20 protein-coding genes and 1 rRNA gene are annotated in these 22,426 nt (G+C 40.2%); 16 read left to right on the forward strand and 5 right to left on the reverse strand.

Features of this window, described 5'->3' with window-relative positions; genetic code table 11:
* The first annotated feature begins 209 nt into the window (after positions 1-209).
* Positions 210-325, forward strand: a 5S ribosomal RNA gene (gene rrf / locus KUL10_RS14940).
* Between the two features lie 159 nt (positions 326-484).
* On the opposite strand, the gene KUL10_RS14945 is transcribed toward rrf, so the two are convergent.
* The gene (locus KUL10_RS14945) at positions 485-1,342 is read right to left on the reverse strand and encodes a hypothetical protein (protein ID WP_110429757.1); all 858 of its coding nucleotides are present in this window, start codon (positions 1,340-1,342) and stop codon (positions 485-487) included.
* Between the two features lie 338 nt (positions 1,343-1,680).
* Here KUL10_RS14945 and KUL10_RS14950 point away from each other — a divergent pair, with 338 nt between their 5' ends.
* Positions 1,681-2,208: a TIGR02281 family clan AA aspartic protease gene (locus KUL10_RS14950; protein ID WP_233499850.1), complete on the forward strand. Its 528-nt coding sequence runs from the start codon at positions 1,681-1,683 to the stop codon at positions 2,206-2,208.
* Positions 2,209-2,255: 47 nt separating this feature from the next.
* On the opposite strand, the gene KUL10_RS14955 is transcribed toward KUL10_RS14950, so the two are convergent.
* The gene (locus tag KUL10_RS14955; protein ID WP_110429758.1) at positions 2,256-3,056 is read right to left on the reverse strand and encodes a hypothetical protein; all 801 of its coding nucleotides are present in this window, start codon (positions 3,054-3,056) and stop codon (positions 2,256-2,258) included.
* 663 nt (positions 3,057-3,719) lie between these two features.
* On the opposite strand from KUL10_RS14955, the gene KUL10_RS14965 reads away from it, so the two are divergent.
* Positions 3,720-3,965, forward strand: coding sequence for a hypothetical protein (locus tag KUL10_RS14965; RefSeq protein WP_110429760.1), 246 nt, complete (start codon positions 3,720-3,722; stop codon positions 3,963-3,965).
* Positions 3,966-4,087: 122 nt separating this feature from the next.
* Here KUL10_RS14965 and KUL10_RS14970 read toward each other — a convergent pair whose 3' ends face one another.
* Together KUL10_RS14970 and KUL10_RS14975 are read right to left on the reverse strand one after the other, a co-directional pair.
* Positions 4,088-5,068, reverse strand: a complete 981-nt coding sequence (locus KUL10_RS14970; protein ID WP_146216789.1) for a catalase family peroxidase — start codon at positions 5,066-5,068, stop codon at positions 4,088-4,090.
* Between the two features lie 76 nt (positions 5,069-5,144).
* Entirely contained in the window at positions 5,145-5,900 is a 756-nt protein-coding gene (locus KUL10_RS14975; RefSeq protein ID WP_110429762.1) for an AraC family transcriptional regulator, read from the reverse strand.
* A gap of 121 nt (positions 5,901-6,021) precedes the next feature.
* Here KUL10_RS14975 and KUL10_RS14980 point away from each other — a divergent pair, with 121 nt between their 5' ends.
* The 12 genes from KUL10_RS14980 (at position 6,022) to KUL10_RS15035 (ending at position 20,989) form a co-directional block, all read left to right on the forward strand.
* Positions 6,022-7,188, forward strand: a complete 1,167-nt coding sequence (locus tag KUL10_RS14980; RefSeq protein ID WP_110429763.1) for a Gfo/Idh/MocA family protein — start codon at positions 6,022-6,024, stop codon at positions 7,186-7,188.
* A 13-nt stretch (positions 7,189-7,201) separates the two neighbouring features.
* Entirely contained in the window at positions 7,202-8,254 is a 1,053-nt protein-coding gene (locus KUL10_RS14985; protein WP_110429852.1) for a sugar phosphate isomerase/epimerase, read from the forward strand.
* A gap of 40 nt (positions 8,255-8,294) precedes the next feature.
* Positions 8,295-9,539, forward strand: a complete 1,245-nt coding sequence (locus KUL10_RS14990; RefSeq protein WP_373415194.1) for a sugar MFS transporter — start codon at positions 8,295-8,297, stop codon at positions 9,537-9,539.
* 18 nt (positions 9,540-9,557) lie between these two features.
* Positions 9,558-10,151 (forward strand): gluconate 2-dehydrogenase subunit 3 family protein, encoded by a 594-nt coding sequence (locus KUL10_RS14995; protein WP_110429764.1) that lies wholly within the window; start codon positions 9,558-9,560, stop codon positions 10,149-10,151.
* A gap of 17 nt (positions 10,152-10,168) precedes the next feature.
* Positions 10,169-11,902 carry a GMC oxidoreductase gene (locus KUL10_RS15000; RefSeq protein ID WP_110429765.1) on the forward strand — a complete coding sequence of 578 codons (1,734 nt, stop codon included), beginning with the start codon at positions 10,169-10,171 and terminating at the stop codon, positions 11,900-11,902.
* A 7-nt stretch (positions 11,903-11,909) separates the two neighbouring features.
* On the forward strand, positions 11,910-12,773 hold the full coding sequence (locus KUL10_RS15005; RefSeq protein ID WP_110429766.1) for a sugar phosphate isomerase/epimerase: 864 nt from the start codon (positions 11,910-11,912) through the stop codon (positions 12,771-12,773).
* Between the two features lie 1,093 nt (positions 12,774-13,866).
* Positions 13,867-16,065: a winged helix-turn-helix domain-containing protein gene (locus KUL10_RS15010; protein WP_146216790.1), complete on the forward strand. Its 2,199-nt coding sequence runs from the start codon at positions 13,867-13,869 to the stop codon at positions 16,063-16,065.
* A gap of 345 nt (positions 16,066-16,410) precedes the next feature.
* Positions 16,411-17,406, forward strand: a complete 996-nt coding sequence (locus KUL10_RS15015) for a TRAP transporter substrate-binding protein (protein ID WP_233499851.1) — start codon at positions 16,411-16,413, stop codon at positions 17,404-17,406.
* Complete coding sequence (locus KUL10_RS15020) at positions 17,403-17,915, forward strand: TRAP transporter small permease (RefSeq protein ID WP_110429768.1); 513 nt, start codon at positions 17,403-17,405, stop codon at positions 17,913-17,915. The genes KUL10_RS15015 and KUL10_RS15020 overlap by 4 nt, the downstream gene beginning before the upstream one ends.
* Positions 17,915-19,204, forward strand: coding sequence for a TRAP transporter large permease (locus KUL10_RS15025; RefSeq protein ID WP_110429769.1), 1,290 nt, complete (start codon positions 17,915-17,917; stop codon positions 19,202-19,204). Before KUL10_RS15020 ends, KUL10_RS15025 begins: the two co-directional genes overlap by 1 nt.
* 234 nt (positions 19,205-19,438) lie before the next feature.
* Complete coding sequence (locus tag KUL10_RS15030) at positions 19,439-20,422, forward strand: hypothetical protein (protein ID WP_110429770.1); 984 nt, start codon at positions 19,439-19,441, stop codon at positions 20,420-20,422.
* 9 nt (positions 20,423-20,431) lie between these two features.
* On the forward strand, positions 20,432-20,989 hold the full coding sequence (locus tag KUL10_RS15035) for a LemA family protein (RefSeq protein ID WP_110429771.1): 558 nt from the start codon (positions 20,432-20,434) through the stop codon (positions 20,987-20,989).
* Here the strand turns inward: KUL10_RS15035 and KUL10_RS15040 are convergent.
* On the reverse strand, positions 20,986-21,894 hold the full coding sequence (locus tag KUL10_RS15040) for an SDR family NAD(P)-dependent oxidoreductase (RefSeq protein ID WP_110429772.1): 909 nt from the start codon (positions 21,892-21,894) through the stop codon (positions 20,986-20,988). The genes KUL10_RS15035 and KUL10_RS15040 overlap by 4 nt on opposite strands.
* 79 nt (positions 21,895-21,973) lie before the next feature.
* Between KUL10_RS15040 and KUL10_RS15045 the strand changes: the two genes are divergently transcribed.
* The gene (locus KUL10_RS15045; RefSeq protein WP_110429773.1) at positions 21,974-22,378 is read left to right on the forward strand and encodes a MerR family DNA-binding protein; all 405 of its coding nucleotides are present in this window, start codon (positions 21,974-21,976) and stop codon (positions 22,376-22,378) included.
* Positions 22,379-22,426 lie beyond the last annotated feature (48 nt).

Genomic DNA, 22,426 nt, shown 5'->3' on the forward strand with positions numbered 1-22,426 from the left:
TTTTTTATAAACGCGCTGACGCGCTGTCGCCAAGATTTGCTTTACCGCAGGGAAACCCTGCTGACAAATCTAGTGCTCGCTAAAGTGGTGGTTTATTAAGATTTAGAGTGTGTATGTGACAAGTAGCAAATCGTAGACAGAAGAGTAGCGACTCTTTGTTAAATACTAAAAAAACTGATTATCAAATTTTCCAAATTGTACTTTTTTTGTCTGGCGACAATAGCGATACGGTACCACCTGACTCCATTTCGAACTCAGAAGTGAAACGTATTAGCGGCGATGGTAGTGTGGGGCTTCCCCATGTGAGAGTAGCACATCGCCAGACTCCTAATTCCTCTGCAAAGAGACCGATAAAGCCTCAACTTATGTTGGGGCTTTGTTGTTTCTGGCGTTTGTTCATTTTAAGTTATTGTTCAATTGCATGAGCACCTTGTTCATAGAGTTAAAATTTTATAGTCGTTTTGATTAACACTGACCCTATTGTTCAAACACCAAATATCCATCCTTCAATATCTAAGGCGGCTGCTGGTAATTCTGACGCTAAAGAATATCCCTTCTTGATAAAATGCCTTAAACCCGCGCTTGAAATAATTGCATCTGTTAAATGATCATTTAACACGTCTTCACAACGGTAAGCCTTCGTATCCAATTTGCTTAATACAACATTTAAAGAATCGTGGTCTCTTACTTTTAGATTTCCTTTGTCCGCGTATTTTATAAATAAGCGAGGATAGATCTCTGTAATAACGAGTCTAGCACTGTTAAGTAACGCCTGTTCGAAAGGCCACACTGCTATTCGGTCACCAAACTTAGCTTTAAGTTGATGAACGAGTCTCATCCCTGCTAAACCGCCTTTACCGACTTGTTTAGCGCCAATCAATTTGAAAGGACTTTCAGGTGTGCCAAGTAATTGTTCAATCGCTGCTTTCTCAGTAATGCGACGCAACGTATCGAGATTAAACCAATCAGGTTGTTTTCCCTTGGTCCAAAAACGGTCTTGATATCGAGGGTTTTTCCACACATTACCAGCAAATAAATTTTTGTTATCGATGTTTAAGTTTTCAACTTGTTGCCATAACGCCGAGTATTTAATGTCATTACCAAATGTTTCTTCAGCAACTGACTTTGCATAGCCAAAATTGCAGTCTATACCGACAAATACCTTTTGCCCTGACTGCATTAAGTCACATATATAATGAAATACATCTTCTCGTGATAGTTTTGACTGAATCGCAACTGGAGCATAATCATTCGAGACTAAACAAGTTGCAAGTGCAATGGAATTTGTTTTAACAGGTTTCTCAGCGCCAGACCAATCAATACCTATAAACTGCACAAACATATGTTGTCTCAACTAGTTTCATATTTATTAATCATCTTCTAATGAATACGTAATACCGCCTGATGCTTCCATTCCATCAACGTAATTTTCAATCATTGCGATCTATAAGCAGTAGTGTTTGAAACTAAAATTTGAGTTGATAACAGGCATAAAGTAAGTCCTTTTATTAGCGGGCGCTTTGCCTCATCATATAATGCTTTTATGTTGTACAACAAACAAATAAGAACGCTAAAAGATAAGTTTGCTGAGACAATAAACACTTTGCACTACTAAGCAAAATTCATCGTTTAACCGTAATAACGATAATATGGTGAATCGATTTTAAAAGGACGGAATTAATGGACCCTGAATCACAAGCTGATAAACAAGTTTCGAGCATGGGCGCGTGGATGTTTGGTTTGGCATGGGTCGTTATTTTTATTGCTCTTATTGCATACTTTTCAGGGTTCTTAGATAGGAAAGTCAACCCCAATCAGTCGCCATCTTCTGTGGTGACACAAGCTGGAGTAGAGGTTCGTTTAAAGCAAAACGCAATGGGACACTATGTAACCAGTGGGTTAATTAATGGCCGAGAAGTCGTTTTCTTGTTAGATACTGGTGCAACAAGTGTATCGGTCGGCGCCCATCTCGCCCAAGAACTCTCCCTCATTCCTAGAGGCCAACAAATGGTACAAACCGCCAATGGTAATCTGATGGTCGCTACGACTACGATTGATGAATTGAAAATTGGTGATATCACCCTGCAAAACGTAGAAGCTAACCTTAATCCAGGTATGCGTTCGGATAAAATCTTGCTAGGCATGAGTGCATTAAGACATCTTGAGTGGTCACAACGCGGCGAAATGCTGACTTTACGCACTTTTTAGCCTTTCTCTTACGGAGATTCTGATGAACAAAAAGGTATCGTGTAATACTACTTTCGGCAATTCCGGTCGAACAGGTGAAGCCCGTCAATACTTTTGAGATTCCGCTGACCAATTAACAATACTAAAGTGAGAATAAAAATTGTGATCGTGGCAGGGGTAGATAAGTCCATACTTTCTGGCGCCTCCTTAATTAAATACCATCCATGTTCAGGGTTCTCGTTCGGACTCAACATTTGCCAATACCTACCGAAGTTGGCAGTTGAGTTTACATAGTTTTCGACCGTCGTTGAATATGCGTCTCTATCGCGATCAATAATAGCTGAGATGCCTCCGATACGCAGACGTGCAGTAATATCAAAACCCGCATCAATATCATTGACATAAAGAGCTAACGAGAAAAAGCTTTCTTTATAGTGATTGATATCGAATGGCCCTCCCATTCTTTCAAAACTAAAACGAGAGTGCCCAAAAAAATCACTATAAGTCGAGTAGATTTGAAATGCGTCAGTGCCATTTTTCTCGATAACTTCTATTCCTAAGCTAGCATCGTATTGATAAGCACTATTTTCACCGAACACTGTACCGTCATTCCAATCACCATCAAAATTTCTCGAATACATTTCTCGCCACTGTGATTCAGTGGCTACAGTCCAATCACCAAACTGTTGCTTCATTTGATTATACGAAAGACCCGTTGTATGTGTTAGGTCAAGCCACTGAAGTTTCGATTCGACGTCCAAAGACCAGTTTAGTTCGCCATCTGACTGATTGATCAAACTGGCTGAGCTTAATGATGGAGTTAGGGACAAAAATAATATTGTAGAGGCAAGGAGCAGCTTTTTCTGCATAAATTTTGAATCCGACACTGAATCGTGCTGATTACAATAACTCAAAGTGTTTAGCAAAAATGTGCAATCAATGTAGAAGTTGTCGGATCCAAATGTCTTGTTAGAAGGCGCTAAGACAGCGCTTACTCCTGCGAGAGCAAAAGCAGAAGAAACACATTGAAATATTCATTACCAGTCTATACTTTAATCTAATATGAGAAATTTAAGTACCTACCATCACATCGCTAAGCTATCACGTACATGTTTTTGTGTCGTGTTACTTTCTTTGATGATTGTTGCGACGACATCACTTCAAATAACGCATAATGAACCCCATAAAAACACCGTCGCTGACCATAGAGAAAGCGTTTATTCGGTTGCTTTGGTGTTACTAAATGATACCGTCAAAAATTCAGACGACACGAATAAGGAATTGTCGTTAGAAACGGAGCAAAAAAAGCGTTTTATTAATGCGTTTATCAAGAGGTATCAACAAGCAAATATTTCTGGATTTGCATCGTACTTATTATTTTATTCTGAGTTTAATAGTCATAGCAAAGCGGCTTTAATCTCTTATTTACATCAACAGTCTCTCCCCTAAAAGCAAATAAAAGCTGCTTCAAGCAATTCAAAACGCAACGAAATCGTGTTGTAAAAAAATTACCGTCACAGTGAGAAAAGACTATGACCTTAATAATAGAGGTTCTTCTTGCTATTTCACCCTACGTTGGACTCTTAACCATGATTTGGCTCTGTCGTACTTTGTACAGTTGGGCTAGAAAACGAAAAGCCGCTGCAATAGGCCTTGGAATGATGATGCATGCGTTAATGCCTGTACCCAATGTAGAAAAATCAATTACTCAAGTGATTGAGAAAAAGCAAATTCAAGAGAAAAAATCAGCACAGTCAAAAGAAGGGACAGGCACATAGACACGTTTGATATCCGCCAATGCTGAATAGAGAAGCCTTTGTACGTTTTGCAAATCACTCAAATCTTAATTTTAGACAATAAGCGGACATTTTTAATGTCCACTTATTGTCTCCGACAACATCTATTGACCAGACAAACGCTTCCCAAATGAAACAGCATAAGCAGGTGAACGCATTCTCAGCACTGGGTCGTCGCTTGACTTAAAGCCGGCTGAGATCACGTTTGGATCAAAATTGATGCTATCACACGCCTTGCCGCCTACACTGGTAAGCGTTAGCTTGCCCATGACTTCAGTTGGTCGATCCGCGGGCCACGCTTGCGATGGGTCAATATTTGTATCTTCTTTTCTACCTAGTGATATTGAGATTGTGTAAGAGATCGTTTCGTTGGCAAACTGTTCTGTTAGATGTTTTTCTAAGAAGCCGTTTTCTAGTGTTGCTAGTGCTTCTTTTTCAATGACTTTAACGCCAAGATCTGGCGTAGTGTGCCATCTAAATTTGGTTTCATTACCGTTCGAATCGTTCATAAAAAACGTATGCAGTCCAAAAAACTCTGTATTTGCATAAGAATAAGGCGTCTTTGCTGTTCTTTGCCATGCCGCTGCGGGTTGAGTGCTTGGATGCGTAGCAACATACTGACCGACTTTACGCATATCCACTTTACCGTCTTCGCCCGGGATGAGCGTTTCTAAAAATCCGAAAAATGTATCGGGGTCTTTTGCTGCAAATACAGGTGTGCTATTGCCGACAATATTGTGCATTGCACCACTTGGAAGTTTTAATTGAATTGCCATGCCGCGAGCACCGGGCGCTCTTTCGTCGGCCATTGGGTTTCCGCCACCGAGCGAAAATCTAATCGTTGCGGGGACTTTGTCGGTTTTGAATAATTCAGATGTTGAATAGTTGGATAGCGATTTATTGGGCATAAACTCGCCACTAGCACATACGCCTCTTGCATGGGCTTTTCGAAAACCAGGTTGTTTGCCAGCAAGTTTTTCGAATAGGTTAATCATATCAACCGCTGTTTTTTCTTGCGCGACTACTGTTTGAGAACTGACTAGTGGAAGTAAACTCACTAATGCGATTTTTACAAATTTGTTCATTTCATTATCCAAGCAATTGTTTGCCTTAAAGCATAGGCTAGGATTGCACAAAGGTTAAATCATTGATGCTGATATTTTAATATTCATTCTCTTGCATCGGCTTTCTAAGCTTAGACGGTTGAATCATGAATAAGCGTTTGAACTGTTTACTGAAATAACTTTTGTCACTAAAGCCACACTCATCACAGATCTCAGAAACAGAACGATTTGTTTCTAACAGAAGTTGTCTTGCACGCTCGAGACGTACTTGATTGATAAACTGCTTGGGCGTTTTGCCTAAATATTTGGTAAACCTTCTTTCTAGTGCGCTTACAGATAAAAAACTGATTTTGGCGAGTTCGTCTATCCTGATATCTTTCGCATAATGCTCGCGGATATATTCAACTGGTAATTTTATGGGTTCTACCATACTTAGAAGTTTATTGGACTTTTCAAGAGAGTGCGTCATCCCATAAGACCCTATAATCTCGCCAAGTGAATTAAACAAAGGGCGTTTAGACGTGACGTACCACGAAAGATTCTCTGACTCGTTGACGTTCAGTTCGATTCTATCGGTAATACTTTCGCCACCTAGCACCTTTTTATCGTCATTCAAAAACTGTTTTGCTAAGTGAGCGGGTGCAAATTCTAAATCCGTTTTGCCAATAATTTGATGCAGACTCTTTCGTCCCATGTGCACCACAAATGCACTGTTTGCGTGCATTACACGGCTTTCTTTATCTTTTATCCAAAAAAGCGTGTCAGCTAGTAAATCAAGTATATTGACAATTTCTAGTACTGAGGTTTCGGCTAAAAAGCTATTTAGTACCCGTGATGAAGCTTTTGTACTCATTTTTAAATCTTCAGTTCAATAAGGCTAACGCCGATTTTGTCATATTTTTAACCGAATTAGTATTAACTGATCTTGTAACAATTTTGTTAATTTAATGATATTGAAAAAAGGGAATAACGGTATGAAGAACCAAAAAATACGCATGGGCATGGTGGGCGGAGGCTCCGGCGCTTTTATCGGGCAGGTCCACCGAATGGCTGCAAATTTGGATGGGCAAATCGAATTGGTCTGCGGCGCGTTCAGTTCCGATAAGCAGCGTTCAATTTCCTCTGGGCAAGACTTATATCTTGATGAATCTCGCTGCTACGCAAACTATCAAGAAATGTTCGAAAAAGAAGCGCAGCTCCCAAGTGATGAACGCATGCAGTTCGTGTCTATTGTCACCCCTAACCACCTACATTTTGATGTTGCCAAGCTTGCCTTAGAAAATGGTTTTCATGTGTTGAGTGATAAGCCAGCAACCTTCTCTTTAGAAGAAGTGCTAGCACTTGAGCAGATCATTTCAAAAAATCAGAAGTTATATGGCCTTACGCACACTTACACCGGTTACCCCTTGGTGAAACAAGCTAAACACCTCGTGGCAAGTGGTGAATTAGGCAAAGTGACTAAAGTGGCCGTTCAGTATTCACAAGGTTGGCTATCAAAAGAATCCGACACTGACAACAAACAAGCAGCATGGAGGTTAGATCCTTCAAGAGCAGGCATTAGTTGCTGCGTAGGTGATATTGGTGTGCATGCTTTTAATTTACTTGAATACATCAGTGGCCTTGAGGTTGAGCAGATGTGCAGTGAACTGACATCTGTCGTGGACGGTAGAGCACTAGATGACGATGCAACTATTTTGGTTAAGTTAAACAATGGCGCTAAAGGAATTGTGGGGGCAAGCCAAATCGCTGTCGGTGATGAAAACGATTTGGCTATTAGTGTGTATGGTGAAAAAGCAAGCTTAACTTGGCGTCAACAAGAACCTAATTCACTTTGGCTCAAATACAATGACAAACCCGCTCAAATGATTAGAGCAGGTGTTGGCGAATTTTGCGAAGAAGCACAAATGGCCATGCGCACGCCAGCTGGACACCCTGAAGGTTACTTAGAAGCCTTTGCAAATTTATACCTGCGCTTTGCTCAGCAAGTCAGGGCGTTTCCTCAAGCTCCAGAAAATTTAGAACCTATTTTGGGAATTGAAGCAGCAGTCCGAGGGATGGCCTTCATTGAAAGCAGCGTGACGACCAGTCAATCAAATACAAAATGGCATACGTTTAATCCGTATGCGCAAAAAACATTATAAGTGGACAGTTAATATGAAAGAAATTAAAGGACCAGGGATATTCTTGGCGCAATTTGCAGGCAACGATGCGCCTTTCAATAGTCTAGATTCCATTGCTAAGTGGGCTTCAGAAAATGGCTTTAAAGGAATACAAATGCCGAGTTGGGATGCTCGCTTGTTTGACTTGTCTCTTGCTGCACAAAGCAAAGACTATTGTGATGAAGTCACCGGAACGCTCCGTCAATATGGATTGACCTTGACCGAGCTTTCCACACATTTGCAAGGCCAACTCATTGCTGTACACCCAGCATATGATGAAATGTTTGACGGCTTTGCCGCTGATGAAGTCAAGGGCAATCCTGCCGCTCGCACAGAGTGGGCGCGTAAGCAAATGTTTGAAGCGGCTAAAGCTAGTGCAAATTTAGGGCTTACATCGCATGCCAGCTTTTCAGGTGCCTTGCTTTGGCAGACTATGTACCCGTGGCCGCAGCGCCCAAATGGTCTAGTCGAACAAGGGTTTAAAGAACTCGCCGATCGTTGGGTTCCTATCCTAGATGCATTTGATGAGGCGGGTTGCGACGTTTGTTATGAACTGCATCCTGGTGAAGACTTACACGACGGGGTTACCTTTGAGCGCTTTTTAGAAGCTACGGGCAACCATACTCGCGCTAATATTTTGTATGACCCAAGCCACTTTTTACTTCAGCAATTAGATTATCTTGCTTTCATCGATATTTACCATGAGCGTATCAAAGCTTTCCATGTAAAAGACGCAGAGTTTAATCCAACAGGAAAAGCAGGTGTTTATGGCGGTTATCAATCATGGATAGATCGCCCCGGACGTTTTCGTTCATTAGGTGACGGGCAAGTAGACTTTAAGTCCATCTTTAGCAAGTTGACGCAATATGACTTCGATGGTTGGGCGGTCATGGAGTGGGAGTGTTGCATGAAACACCCAGAAAATGGTGCGGCTGAAGGTGCCATATTCATCAATGATCATATTATCAAACCAACGGACAAAGCCTTTGATGATTTTGCAGGAACAGGTGCTGACGAGGCACTGAATCGCAGAATATTGGGCCTATAGCATTCAACATTAAACATAAAACAATAAAAGGAAGTGCAGTATGAGTAGCTCAACGATAGATGCACCTGCTATGCATATTTCAAACGAACAAATGTCTAAGCTTTTCAACATGTGCTGTATTGCGCTAACCGTAACGGCCATGACATTTGCAATACGCGCAGGAATTTTAACTGAACTGGGAGATAAGTTTGGTCTCAGTGCTACCCAATTAGGTTGGGTGAATGCGATGGCATTTTTGGGTTTTCCACTGGCAACCATGTTTGGTGGCGTGTTGTATAACGCCTTTGGACCAAGAAAATTGGTGTGGATGGCCTTTACCTTTCATATTTTAGGTCTTGGCTTAACTATCGTGGCGAATGACGTTTGGGGCCTATTAATTTCGACTTTGTTTGTTGGTTTTGCAAACGGCTGTGTTGAAGCTGGCTGTAATCCTTTGATTTCAGACATGTATAAAGACAATAAAACCACTATGTTAAATCGCTTTCACGTTTGGTTTCCTGGTGGTATCGTCATTGGTGCACTTGTTTCAGCGGCAATGACCTCTTTGGGTTTGGGTTGGCAGTTGCAGATCGCAGTGATGATTCTACCTACACTGGTTTATGGTGCATTACTTAAAACAGCAGAGTTTCCAGAAATTGACAAAAATCTGCATTCAACCAGAAACAACATTCGGAATTTATTCTCTCCCCTGTATTTATTTTTAGTAATTTGCATGACCATCACAGCAACGGCTGAGTTAGGCACGCAACAATGGATCCAAGAAATTTTGGGCGCCTCAGGTGCACACCCGATGTTAATTTTAGCCATGATTACAGGAATCATGGCGGTAGGTCGTTACTTTGCTGGACCGATTGTACATAAGTTTCAACCTTCTGGTGTACTGCTGGGATCTGCGGTTTTAGCTACATTAGGAATCTTCCTAATGTCACAAGTAAGCGGTCCAATGGTTTATGTTGCTGCCATTATATTTGCTTTGGGCGTGACCTATTTTTGGCCCACTATGTTGGGCTGTGTATCTGAATATCAACCTCAGACTGGCGCGCTAGGACTATCATTGATTGGTGGTGCAGGGATGTTTGCTGTGAGTATTTGGAATCCAATTATCGGCGGTTGGGTTGACGATGCTAAAGCAACAGCCATCGCGCAAAACCTATCTGGTGACGAACTTACGCTCGCGTCTGGACAAGCGCTATTAAGTAACTTAGTGCTGTTTCCATTGGTGCTGATCGTACTTTTTATTTGCCTTCATATTTATCTAAAACGTCAGCAAGCAATAAAAAGCTGAGTGGTTAAAGGTATCCAGATGACCGAGCAAAATATTGAAAATAAAGACAGGCGACAGTTTATTGATACTGTTTCTAAAATACTCGGGGCGACCGCTTCTGCAGTATTGCTATCGGGGGCAAGTGTACAGCATGCTTTTGCCTTTAAAGGTTTGTCTGCTAGCGACCAGTTTTTGAACAAGCAAATGTTAGATACCTTGATTGCATTGTCCGATACCGTGCTTCCGCAAACTTCCACTCCTAGCGCTAGTCAAGTTGGGTGCCATGATTTTGTGCAGAGCCAATTAGTTAAGGTTCATGGCAGTCCAAGAGTAGAAGAGTGTAAGTTACTCATTCGGGGTCTTGATACAACAAGCCAAAATGATCACGACAAAGCGTTTTATTTACTTAACCAAACTCAAAAACTCGCGTTGCTGACTACGATTGAAAACTCTCCTGGTAACCCACTTCATGGCTCACTTTCATTTATTAAATCACTCATTGTATTTGGCTACTTCACATCAAAGGTGGGCGCGTCTCAAGTACTTCGGTATCAAGCTGTTCCTGGTGGTTTTAAAGGTTCGATCAAAATAGATGAAAACACGCCCGGATGGGGTTCGTTGGACTTTTACTAAGGGTTAAAGGAATCAAAATGACTGAAAAGCTGTACATCAATGAAACGAAAGAAGAGTTTGATGCAATAGTCGTTGGCTCGGGTATAACGGGTGGTTGGGCCGCAAAAGAGTTTTGCGAACGCGGCTTCAAAACGCTCATGATAGAGCGTGGGCGTGTGGTTGAGCACCGCAAAGACTATACGCACGAGAATAAACCTGTTTGGCAGTTAGAAACGCGCAGCAAAGTCCCCAATTTACTCACCGAGCAGCAACACAAAGTCCAAGCAGAGTGTTATGCATTTACCGATGCGACTAAACACTTTTTTGGCAACGATCGAGACTTACCGTACAGCACTGAAAAAGACACTAAGTTCACATGGATCAGAGGTAACCAACTGGGTGGGAAGTCTTTGTTGTGGCATCGTCAATCCTATCGAATGAGCGAATTTGATTTTCAGAATAACAAGCTTGATGGTGAAGGTAATGATTGGCCGATTCGCTATGATGATCTGGCGTCCTGGTACACACACGTTGAAAAGCATGTCGGTATTTCGGGTGAAAAAGCTGGATTAAAACAACTGCCTGATAGCGTTTTTCAACCGCCATTTGAACTAACGCAAGCAGAAAAAGATGTGCAGGCAAAACTGGCCAAGTTGTATCCAGATAGGCCGCTTGTAATGGGTAGAACCGCGCATTTAACACAACCCACTTCGTATCAAATTCAGCAAGGGCGAGTGACTTGCCAAGCGAGAAATGAATGTCAGAAGGGGTGTTCGTTTGGTGCTTACTTTTCAACACAAAGTTCGACCTTGCCTGCAGCTGTGGCGACTGGCAATCTACATATCGCACCCAATTCAGTTGTTGAGAGCCTAATCTATGACGAAACGACCAAGCAAGTTAAAGGTGTAAACGTCATTGATAATGAAACATTAACAACAAGAGAGTATCGCGGAAAAGTGGTGTTTTTGTGCGCGTCTACCTTGGGCAGTACACAGATTTTGATGAACACAAAAACGCCCAGTTATCCAAATGGGTTGGCGAATCGTTCAGGTGTGCTTGGGCATTACTTGATGGACCATTGTTACAATGCGTGGTCAAACGGAGAGTTAGAGGGTTACGACGATGAGTTCTATTCTGGAAGACGTCCAACGGGAATTTATATTCCGAATTTTCAATACACACCCAGTAAATACAAAAAGGGCTACAAGCGAGGCTATGCGCTAGGGGGCAGCGCATATCGAGATAATTGGAAAATAGGATTAGGTCAAAAAGGCTTTGGCGCAGAATTTAAAGATAGTCTTACAAAGCCCGGCAAGTGGCGCTTTAACTTTTATGCGCAAGGCGAGATGCTTCCGAAATTTGAAAACCAAGTCAGTTTGCACCCGAGCAAAAAAGATAAATGGGGAATGCCGCAACTTCATTTCAATGTAACATGGTCTGACAACGAACGCGCGATGATGGAAGATGCCGCTGATACTTGTCGTGAAATGCTGGTGGCGATTGGTGCAAAGAACATTAATTCATGGACCTCAACAGATGGCGCAGCACCTGGCCTTGCTATTCATGAGGTGGGCACAGCGAGAATGGGTCGCGATCCCAAAGATTCAGTATTAAACGGCTACAATCAAGCCCATGATATTAATAACTTATTTGTGACTGATGGCAGCGCATACTGCTCAACGGCTACCGTTAATCCATCTTTAACATTTATGGCAATGACCGCCAGAGCAGTGGACTACTGCGTTACAGAAATGAAAAATAGACGAATATAGGAATGTCATGTTTAAAAAAATTATACTAAGCACATTAGTTGCCTCTGCATTGCAATTGACAACGCTCGGCGTATCCGCGGGTCATCATAAACATGGCGCAGAGCACGAACTAGGCTTGCAGCTCTATAGTCTTCGCAATGAGTTTCCTAAAGATTTTGAGGGCACTGTTAAGCAGATTGCTGACTGGGAAATTCATCACGTAGAGGGCGGTGGGATGCTCCACGATCAAAGCATAGATGACTTTAAAGCTGCGTTAGATAAACAAAACATCAAAGTGGTCAGCGTTGATACCTCGTATGAAGAAGTGCGAGATAATCCAATTGCTGTTGCCTATAAGGCAAAGTACTTTGGTGCCAAGTACGCGACAATTTATTGGGCTTCACACGATGGCTCAGTGGGTTTTACCTTTGATGATGCACAACGTTTGGTAAAGATACTAAACGAAGGCGGGAAGCAGCTCGCTAAAGAAGGTGTGACACTTCAGTATCATCCTCATGGCTACGAGTTTGGGAAGCACGAAGATGGTACGTTGTTAGACTACATCATTGAAAATACAAAACATGCACAATTTCAAATGGATGTCTTTTGGATCAAACAAGGTGGAGCCGATCCCGTTGAAGTACTCAAAAAATATGAAGGTCGCTTTACTTCACTTCATTTAAAAGACCGATTAAAGGGTTCACCCAATACAACAACGGGTAGCGCAGACGTTCAAACTAATGTGGTGCTCGGAACTGGTGATGTTGGTATCGCGGAAGTAATTAAAGAAGCTAAAAAGCAAAAAATTAAATATTTCTTTTTAGAGGACGAGTCTGAAAGAGTGTTAAAACAGATTCCCCAAAGTATTAAATTCGTTAAAACCCACCTTTAATTAGCTAATTTTCTAAGACTAAAAATTACCTGATTTGAAAATTGACAGGCGATATAATTAGTTACAACACTAATTATATCGCTTTTTCAGGCATTATTTTTAGTATCAATACTTTCTTCCTGTGTTTATTCAAATTGCTTAAATATTTGTTTTATTGATTTACGTTAATCTTACTTACTTTTTGTATATCATTATTGCTTGAGAGAAATCAGTTTGTTAATCGTCTATTTTTTATTTCTTAATGACTACTTAAGAATCGGAGTTTATATAGGTTATGCGTAATAAAAATACATTGTTTTTTATTTTAATAGCTGATATTACAAACGATATCATGATTTTTATATTGAGTTCTTTTCGCGAAAGTACAATCAGACGGTTAATAAAAAATTAGCAGAAAAACTGTACATTGTTTATAATGTGAGCGATACTTACATTGCTCAATGCTTTTAGCGCTTTTGAACTTAGTGAATATCAGAACTTAGGTTTTATTTTTCGTTAGAACAGCTGTTCTCGAATATTATCGCAATATTTTGCGGTTCTAGTTTTAAGTTTTTAATCTGGTTTAAGCCTAACGTAAATAACACTATTGATGTTCGTTTTTTGATGTGGAATATCCGTTCGTTTTGCTGTTTTTTTACTTCAATCGAACTTGCTTAAAGTCCAGGTTTGGCCTGTAAACATTTGTGAATAATGAGTTTTTATACAGGGATGTGATTAAAGAAGCTCGCCTTATTAAATGAAGGGGATTTCTAGCTTTAAGACGGTTGCTTTTACTTGGTTTGTAAAACTAAGCTGGCTTGTGAAAAGAATTACGTCTAGAGTCCTTGTATGTTAGAAAAGTGTCAGGATTATCTAGCTAATTTCAAATTTAGTCCGATCTAATACACATTTAATAGCAAAATAACTACCTAATTCTAAACACTTTATTTCTATGTGAATAAATGTGACCTTCTATTTTTTAATACCCAAAGACATTTCTATATTTCCTTGTTACACTCATATCACGAGGTTACGTTATCCTCAATAAACTCTTCACAACTAATCTGTAGGCCTTGATATATAAGTAGGGTCATAAGTGTTCACTGGTGAACAGATGAAACAAGTTAGCTTACTTACAAGCTTTAACAATACAATTATCCATTTTGGCGAGTTCGTTTTAAATACACAAAACGGAGAACTGAGAAAAGATAATGCATTGGTAAAAATAGAACCGCAACTTCTTGAATTCCTCCTATTGTTGATCAAACAAAAATTGCTGGGTGAAGATGCAATTGTTACTCGAGCATTGATGATTGATTCCATTTGGTCGGGCAAATCTGCAAGCGACGATGCTGTCAGAGCCGTAGTTAAGAAACTTCGTGAAGTGCTTAATGATGACGCAAGAAGACCTCGCTACATAAAAACAATACCAACAAAAGGCTATTTGTTAATCTGTGAAATTGAGCAGCGCGCGCAAGGCAGGTCGGCGTGGAAGCAGCGTTCTATAAAATATGGTGTGGTTGCATTGCTCGCAGTAGCGCTTTTTGCTGGTATACAACTTACTTATTTATGGTATACATCTGAAGATCATGCTCCTAAAAGAATCTCAAGCCTAAAAGTCATCACTGAAGCTTCGAAGACGTTTGTAAGTGCAGACTTACATAATGAAAACAAAATTTTGTATTCAAAAATTGCTGAAAATGAAAAGTCTTTACAACTCTATGTAAAAAGTATTCATAACGATGATGGTACCCGTTTAACTTGGGACCAAAACTACGACCACCAGGCTCGATGGAGCGGCGATGGAAAATATATTCTTCTCAGGAAGAGTAATTCATCAGGAACAGAGTCTTCAGTTTATTCTTATCCTGAAATGAAAAAGGTTTTTGATGAAAAAAATATAGCCTCAGTAAACAATTCGACTGAACAAACCCAAAATCAATTAAAAGCAATAGCATGGCTGCACGACGAAGACCAAATCCTAATATATGAAATCGATCAAGAAGCGCCAAATCAAGTGGCGCTATATGCGTATTCAATTAACGGTAAAAAACTAAAGCTCAAAACCAGTATCGCGTTAAAAGTGAGCCAGATAAAAGAAATAGAAGTCTCGAAGGACAGTCAATTTCTCGCCATTTATTATCAAGACACAAAAGGCCACTTTTCTCTGACTATCTATAATCGTTTCACCAATGAAATAATAGATACCTTGCGCCTGCAAAACAAAATTGATCGATTGGTGTGGGATGACGATAGCCAACTAGTGAGCTTTTTGACTGAAGAAGAAGGTCTGCGCTCTTATGATATCACCGCTCGTAAATACTTTAATTGGAAGGGTTTGAAACCAGGCATTCAAAGCCTAATTAGTCAGTGTGGTTCAGCTTGTTTTATGTTTACACGACACGATGGAGACTTTTTAGATATTAGTGAAAGACCTTCTCCATTCGTTGCGCAGGATATTTTACCAACGCGTTTAATAGCATCACCGGGTTTAGACGACTTGCCAATATTTGGAAGTGATGGAAGTCTTTTTTTCGTAACACGAAAAGATGGACGCTCACTAATAGAAAAACGTGATTTAAACAACCAACAGCATCAAGTTTTTGAACTTCCTAGTAGCGGAACTGTGGGCTCTTTAGCATTGAATAAGGCGAACAACGCATTTATCGGTGAGTTAAATCAACGAATATTTTTGTATCGTCTAGACACTGGTATATTTAGTTTTGTCACGGGAATAAAAGAAAAAGCGATGGAGCCATCTTGGCTAGCCGACGACAGTGGTTTTTCGTTCTACATTAAAGACAAACAAATAACCGGGGATACTAACCAATTTGCTAATAACGATGTCAGTACTGATTTTCCTGTTTATTACCATTATGACCTATCAACATCTTCTAAAAGGGAATTAGGTCGCCAGTTTCATTCGATTGTAAACTTTGAAAATAATAGTTTTTTAGTTTCAAAGGTACCCGGAGAGTATTTTCTATTGACAGCAAATGCAATCGAAGAGCTTTTTCAAGATGAACGCTATTTGAAAGCAAATCAAAGCAAAGAAGTCATTCGGATTCCAGATTCTTCTCCTAATGCATTTAAGATAATCGGAAAGAAACTCTATTACTTAGACAGCCTTGAGAATGATACTGTCCTTAGCACGTTAGATATAAGTACGCTAAAAAAGCAAAGCTATCCGCTTGATACAAACCCACAAAATCCAAACTTTACATTATCAAGCGATCTATCAAAACTCGTCGTTACTCGAACTAAATCAAACGCCAGTCAAATAGTAAAAGTCGAAGGTTTATGGCTCGAATAACTTTTCTAATATATTAAGCTTGAGAAAATCGGTACAAAACTCAGTTTGATTTGGTTTTCTTGAACGTATAATGCAACAAACATTGGTAATGGCAAATAGAAGGGAGTCTGATTACGCGTTTAGTCTTGCAGGACTGCTTTATTTAATGAATCTTCAGAAGCAAAGTTAGCTAGTCCATCTTATATCTAAGATAACAAATCTCCCATCTTTTATAACAAATGTTGTATTAATTAAAATAGATTGGTAACATCAATTTAACGTTTTGGTATGACAATTATGGGTGGTGCGAATTGCATTACTGGTTTTTGGTATGACCAACAGTATGCTACTAATAGGTAAAAAAAGATGGCATCTCACTTTAAAATATTACTATCGCTTTTCTTTGTTGGCGCTTTGGTTTCGGGCGTGGCTTTATTCATGCCGGCTCAAGATGAAGAAACAGTAGAGCTTCGACTTGGTCACGTTGTCGATTTGGAACACCCCGTTCACAAGACATTGGTTTACATGCAAGAGCAGCTTGAGGAAATCTCGGGTGGGCAAATGAGCCTAAAAATATACGCAAGTGGTCAACTAGGCTCTGAGCGTGATTTGATCGAGCTAATGCAGATTGGTAGCTTAGCTATGGCAAAGGTATCTGTTGGACCACTTGAAGCTTTTGTGCCTGAGATGCAGGTCTTTAGTTTACCTTATGTCTTTGATGACAATGACCATTTTTGGCGTGTTGTGAAAAGTGATTTAGGTAAAGAGCTTTTACTTTCTCCGCTGCGCTCTGATTTAAGAGGATTGGCGTTTTTCGATGAAGGAAGCCGAAGTTTTTATACGTGTCCAAAACCTATTTCATCACCAGCTGAATTAGCAGGCATGAAAATAAGAACAATGAAGAGCCAATCGGCGGTTTCATTAATGAGAGCGCTTGGTGCATCTGCGACACCGATATCTTTCGGTGAACTATATACCGCTTTACAACAAGGTGTGGTTGACGGTGCAGAGAATAGCCCGATTACTTACTATAAAGCCAGACATTACGAAATCTGCAGAAACTTCACATTAGACGAACACAATACTATCCCAGGGATTTTGATGTTTAGTGAAATTGTATGGGGCAAGTTGAATGATCAACAACGAGATTGGTTACAACAAGCGGTAGACCGCACGACACCTGTTCAAAAAGCGCTATGGGCTAGTGAAACCGAAGTCGCTCTAAAAGCACTCGAAGATGACGGCATCAATATTATTTATCCAGAAAAATCACCTTTCCAAGAAAGCGTTGCAGAGTTTATGCAAACCTTTGATGGCACGCCTATCGGCGATATCTTAAAAAGAATAGAGGAACAACGATGAAAGCTTTTGCTCAGTTCTTAAACCTAATCGATAGCGTGTTAAATCGCTTTTTACAGTTTTTATTGGTTTTGGTCACGCTTGTTGTTTCTTGGCAAGTGTTTTCAAGATACGTGCTTAACGACCCAAGTTCTTTTACAGAAGAACTAGCGCGTTTCCTACTAATCTGGATAACACTACTTGGGTGTGTCTTGGCTTATCGCCACAATCATCATCTAGGCTTAGACATGGTGTATACACAAACCAAAGGCGCCTATCGCAAGGCTATGTATTTCATTATACACAGTGCTGTGGGCTTTTTTGCTTTATGCGTCATGGTCATCGGCGGGTTTTTGCTGATGAATATGACTGAAAAGCTCGGTCAGTCATCACCTGTCATGGGGATAGACATCAGTGCGGTTTATTCGGTTGTGCCACTAAGCGGAATCTTGATAGTGATTTATTCACTAAACGCCTTATTTTTTCCAGATAACAAAAGCCTAACTGAACTTGCAAAACAGGAGCAACTATAATGACTGTTGTCTTTTTACTGTGTCTTTTCTTCCTCCTGCTGTTTTTGAATGTGCCGATTTCATTTGCGATAGGGATCTCTACCTTTTTATTCATGGTGTCGGCAATTGACTTCTTGCCCGCAGCCGCCACGGTTGCCCAGCGCATGACCAATGGCGTAAACAGTTTTGCATTGATGGCAATTCCGTTTTTCATCTTGTCAGGTCAGATAATGGCCCAAGGTGGCATCGCTAAGCGATTGATCAATTGTGCGATGGCTTTACTAGGTGCCTTACCTGGCGGGCTAGCATTAGTAAATGTACTATCGTGTACCTTGTTTGGTGCTATATCAGGCTCGGCGGTTGCCGCAACATCTGCGATTGGTAGCTTTATGGTGCCGCAAATGAAAAAAGCTGGCTATAGTGATGAATTTTCTGCATCAGTGACAGCGAGTGCATCTACTACGGGTCTGCTCATTCCACCCAGTAACATCTTAATCATATATGCGATTGCTAGTGGTGGTGTTTCTATCTCGGCACTTTTCTTAGCCGGTTATATCCCTGGTTTATTAGTTGCGCTTGTCTTAATGGTGTTCTGTGTTATCTATGCAAAACGCAAAGGTTTTAAAGCTTCAGAACGCTTACCGTTAAAAGTCGTTTTAACTTACATTTGGCAAGCTATTCCTAGCCTAGCATTAATCTTTATCGTAATGGGCGGTATCATCAGCGGTATTTTTACGCCTACAGAAGCCGGTGCAATTGCGGTGATATACGCGTTAATATTGGCGGCGGGTGTCTATCGCGAAGTGGATATGGCAAAGTTCAGTTCAATCCTGACAAAAACCGTCGAAACGACAGCAATCGTTCTGTTCCTAATCGCAACATCTTCAGCACTTTCATGGGTATTGTCTTACGAGAACATTCCACAAGAACTAACAAGTGCACTGCTTACAATCAGCGAAAACCCATTAATCATCTTACTGATTATCAACCTGATCTTATTAGTGATTGGCGCGTTTATGGACATGACGCCAGCAGTATTAATCTTCACTCCCATCTTCCTACCTATTGCAGCAACCTTGGGTATTGACCCGCTTCAATTTGGTATAATGATGATCCTCAACTTATGTATTGGCCTTTGCACACCACCCGTTGGCGCAATCTTATTCGTCAGTTGTGCGGTTTCAAATACCAAAATAGAGAAGATGATTAAACCGATGCTACCTTTATATGTCGGCATGATATTCGTGCTAATCATGGTATCTACATTCCCATCAATCAGTACTTATCTTCCAAGTTTGCTTTCTAAGTAGTTTTTAGCAAATCGAAAAAAGGGCTATAGCGCGAGTTATGGCCCTTTTTGACTTTGAACACTTAAATAGAAGCCTAGAAAAATCAAATCTCGTTAAAATTCCCCGATAGAAATCCCTTAGGCTATTTGTTATCTTCTTAATACTCCCTAGCAAAGACGTTGTTCGTTAAATCAGTTCACTCTTTTAATTACCACAGCGTCCTAGTGTTTCGATCCAAAGTTATCAAGGAAGATAATGTCAATCAACAAAGAGCTTAATCAAACACTCGAATCTATCTCGGCAATTGCACACACTGCAAAGTCGCATAGCGACATAGAAAAGGCAATTACGCTTATTCAAAAACAAGGAGATGGACGAGGTTTTATCCACAATAATACTTTGTATTGGGCTGTTTTTACTTTGTCATGTTTAACGGTTCTTTTATCTATCTGGCAACAAATGGACTTTTCAATTGAAACAAGACAATACTTGAAGTTGATTTTTATCCCCATTGGCTTATTAAGCCTTTTAACGATATGGTTTCGCTATAGAAAGGTTGTCAACACAGGCAAACGTTTATATGTCAGGGCTGTTTCGATTAAAGCAGGTGTTGAAAGATTATATAATTTTGATGCTCGTGCAGAATGGAGGCGCTTAGCTCAAACCTACGGCATGTTTAACGCTGGGGATGAAGGTCAAAAAATATCTGCGATGTATCAGGGGGAAGTTGGACAAGGCGATGACAATAAGGTCGCTTATAAACTGTTTGAATTTCGCTATGTTGATGTAAGTACCCACATATCAACTGATAGCAAGGGTCGAACAAGAACCCACAAAACAAAAACAACACGCTTTAAATATGGGATATTAGCCGAGTTTAAAAACTTTAATTCAATAAGTATTAACCGCCGATCATTCAGCACGAAATGGGATTCTGCTAGTCGCACATTTAATAAGAAGTTTAAAGTGAGGTGCTCAAATGAAATGGCTGCAGCAAAATTCTTTGATCCCAAAACCGTGTTAGCATTTGTTGATGATTTTCATTTTCTGAAGTCTTTAGAGCCAAGTATAGATTCTGTGGTGTGTCTAGAATTGCCTAAAGATATTTTTCCAACAAACATTCATTCACCATCGCTTAGACAAACATCTCAGTTTATAAATGAACTGCAATCGCCTCGATCTATCCCTAGACTCGAGAAAAGCAAAGAGCTACTTCAATTGATTCAACAAGGAACTTAAGGATTTATTATGATCACTTTATTGGTTATTGCGGCATTAGTAGTTACCATTTTTATTTTGTACAACACAATTATCGGTAACTTAAATCGAGCAAAACGAGCTTGGTCGGATGTAATTACCTATGAAAAGCTCAAAAACGATGTTTTACCGTCCCTAACAGCGATTACAGACGACTTTAAAGAATTTGAAACCGACTTTATTGAAAAAGTCACCGCTTTGCGAGAGTCCATTACACGCTTAGATGAAAAAAATATTGACGTTGAAGCACTCGCGCAGGTCGAAGCGCAGTCAAATGCAATGTTTTCATCCTTTAAAGCAACTGCAGAGAACTACCCTGAACTCGGCGCGACGCAAATTGTAAAAGAACTGATGAATGAAATAAGTGAAAAAAATGAAAACGTGGCAGCAGCCATTACTATTTTCAACAGATCTGTAGAGCACTTTAATAATTCAATTGAGATGGTTCCATACAATCTGGTAAACGCCCTTTTTGCAAAGAAAGAAAAATTGGAAAACTTTCATCAGTCTGGCACGGTTGAGGATTATGACTACAAGCCCAATTTTTAGGCTTGTAGGTCGAGTATAAGGTCATAAATAACTTGTTGACTCGATGCTGGCAAAGCATCTTTTATTAAAACAAAAGAGGCCTCAAAAAGATGTTTTGCTGATTTGTTAGCGCCTACAGAAGAATGCGGTTTTATTGGCTTTTTATCTCTAAAATAAAATTTATGTTTGTATGTATTTAATGATTGAGTTGCAAGATATACCCCTGTTTCTGCACCTTTAGCAATGTCACGAAAGAAGTAGCGCAATACGGGATACAGGTACCGCAAACCTAGGGGCATCGCTTGTTGAGTCATTTGAGTATCTACAATACCAGGATCAAAGGCATAACAATCGAAACTGGTAGAGAAACTTGAAGCTAAATGTCCAAAAATCACTAAATTATAAAGTTTAGAGTTTTGATAAGCTGTCATTGCTGAGTACTTGGACTTCTCAAACTTAAAGTCGAAATTGTTTAAGTTTCCATTGGCGTGTTGAAAGGATGAGGTGCATACCACTCGGCCGTTGGGGCTTTGCTTTAATGTTGGCGCAAACAATAGCGTCATTATCATCGGCGCTAAATGATTAACCATCAACGCGTGTTCAACTTTTTGCTCACCAAGCAAAATACCTTGCTTAGACTTACTTGGGAATAACCCTGCATTGTGAATAAGTAAGTCAATGCTCTTTGTGTGTTTCAATACCTCATCAATTGCACTCAAAATGCTTTCAATATTTAGTAGATTACAATACACAAAGCGCATACTTCCGCTATCACTTGCGAATTCCTGAAGCGCCTCAAACTTTGATTCATCGCGTGCAAACAAGTAAATAGTCGCATTTGGTGTTATCTTCATAAGTTGTTTTGCATACTCAACACCAAATCCAGATGTTGCGCCTGTCATGACTATATTCTTAGCTCTTATCATTGATTTATTCTTACGTTGATTTAAAAATAGACAGGATAATTGTTAAAGTGCGGTTTAAGTCAAACCCTAAGAATCTGATATGAAAATTAGTGAAGTAGCCATTAAATGTAACACCTCGAGTTCAGCATTGCGTTACTATGAAAAAATAGGGTTACTGCCAGAGATCAGCCGACAATCCGGGCAGCGTGTCTACCCAGACTCTGTCATTTGGCGAGTTAATTTTATTAATGCGGCCAAGGCAGCAGGTTTTGTTTTATCCGATATAAAATCATTGCTTACGCTTGCCGATGATGGCCAAGATTGGCGCGCCCTCGCTCAAAAAAGACTTGATCAAATCGGCACAGAAATCAAAACACTTCAAGTGATGCAAAAGGGACTTGAACATATCATTCAATTTGAGTGTTTAGATGATGGGATTGCACGTTTTTCGCAAAAAGAAGAAGTGGTTACGCTTGCGATGAATAAGTCTTCCATCAAAGCATAGATGTGGAGAACGAAAAGTTCGCTTGTAAAATGCCTCAAGCGTGCAAAA

This window comes from Glaciecola sp. KUL10 (genome assembly GCF_003203515.1).
Taxonomy (GTDB): Bacteria; Pseudomonadota; Gammaproteobacteria; order Enterobacterales; family Alteromonadaceae; genus Glaciecola.

Coding starts and splice junctions, on each gene's coding strand:
- KUL10_RS15005 (WP_110429766.1), top strand. CDS start 11,910: ATGTTTAAAAAAATTATACTAAGCACATTAGTTGCCTCTGCATTGCAA.
- KUL10_RS15000 (WP_110429765.1), top strand. CDS start 10,169: ATGACTGAAAAGCTGTACATCAATGAAACGAAAGAAGAGTTTGATGCA.
- KUL10_RS15040 (WP_110429772.1), bottom strand. CDS start 21,894: ATGATAAGAGCTAAGAATATAGTCATGACAGGCGCAACATCTGGATTT.
- KUL10_RS14950 (WP_233499850.1), top strand. CDS start 1,681: ATGGACCCTGAATCACAAGCTGATAAACAAGTTTCGAGCATGGGCGCG.
- KUL10_RS14965 (WP_110429760.1), top strand. CDS start 3,720: ATGACCTTAATAATAGAGGTTCTTCTTGCTATTTCACCCTACGTTGGA.
- KUL10_RS15010 (WP_146216790.1), top strand. CDS start 13,867: ATGAAACAAGTTAGCTTACTTACAAGCTTTAACAATACAATTATCCAT.
- KUL10_RS14970 (WP_146216789.1), bottom strand. CDS start 5,068: ATGAACAAATTTGTAAAAATCGCATTAGTGAGTTTACTTCCACTAGTC.
- KUL10_RS14975 (WP_110429762.1), bottom strand. CDS start 5,900: ATGAGTACAAAAGCTTCATCACGGGTACTAAATAGCTTTTTAGCCGAA.
- KUL10_RS14945 (WP_110429757.1), bottom strand. CDS start 1,342: ATGTTTGTGCAGTTTATAGGTATTGATTGGTCTGGCGCTGAGAAACCT.
- KUL10_RS14955 (WP_110429758.1), bottom strand. CDS start 3,056: ATGCAGAAAAAGCTGCTCCTTGCCTCTACAATATTATTTTTGTCCCTA.
- KUL10_RS14985 (WP_110429852.1), top strand. CDS start 7,202: ATGAAAGAAATTAAAGGACCAGGGATATTCTTGGCGCAATTTGCAGGC.
- KUL10_RS15035 (WP_110429771.1), top strand. CDS start 20,432: ATGATCACTTTATTGGTTATTGCGGCATTAGTAGTTACCATTTTTATT.
- KUL10_RS14995 (WP_110429764.1), top strand. CDS start 9,558: ATGACCGAGCAAAATATTGAAAATAAAGACAGGCGACAGTTTATTGAT.
- KUL10_RS15030 (WP_110429770.1), top strand. CDS start 19,439: ATGTCAATCAACAAAGAGCTTAATCAAACACTCGAATCTATCTCGGCA.
- KUL10_RS15025 (WP_110429769.1), top strand. CDS start 17,915: ATGACTGTTGTCTTTTTACTGTGTCTTTTCTTCCTCCTGCTGTTTTTG.
- KUL10_RS15045 (WP_110429773.1), top strand. CDS start 21,974: ATGAAAATTAGTGAAGTAGCCATTAAATGTAACACCTCGAGTTCAGCA.
- KUL10_RS15015 (WP_233499851.1), top strand. CDS start 16,411: ATGGCATCTCACTTTAAAATATTACTATCGCTTTTCTTTGTTGGCGCT.
- KUL10_RS15020 (WP_110429768.1), top strand. CDS start 17,403: ATGAAAGCTTTTGCTCAGTTCTTAAACCTAATCGATAGCGTGTTAAAT.
- KUL10_RS14980 (WP_110429763.1), top strand. CDS start 6,022: ATGAAGAACCAAAAAATACGCATGGGCATGGTGGGCGGAGGCTCCGGC.
- KUL10_RS14990 (WP_373415194.1), top strand. CDS start 8,295: ATGAGTAGCTCAACGATAGATGCACCTGCTATGCATATTTCAAACGAA.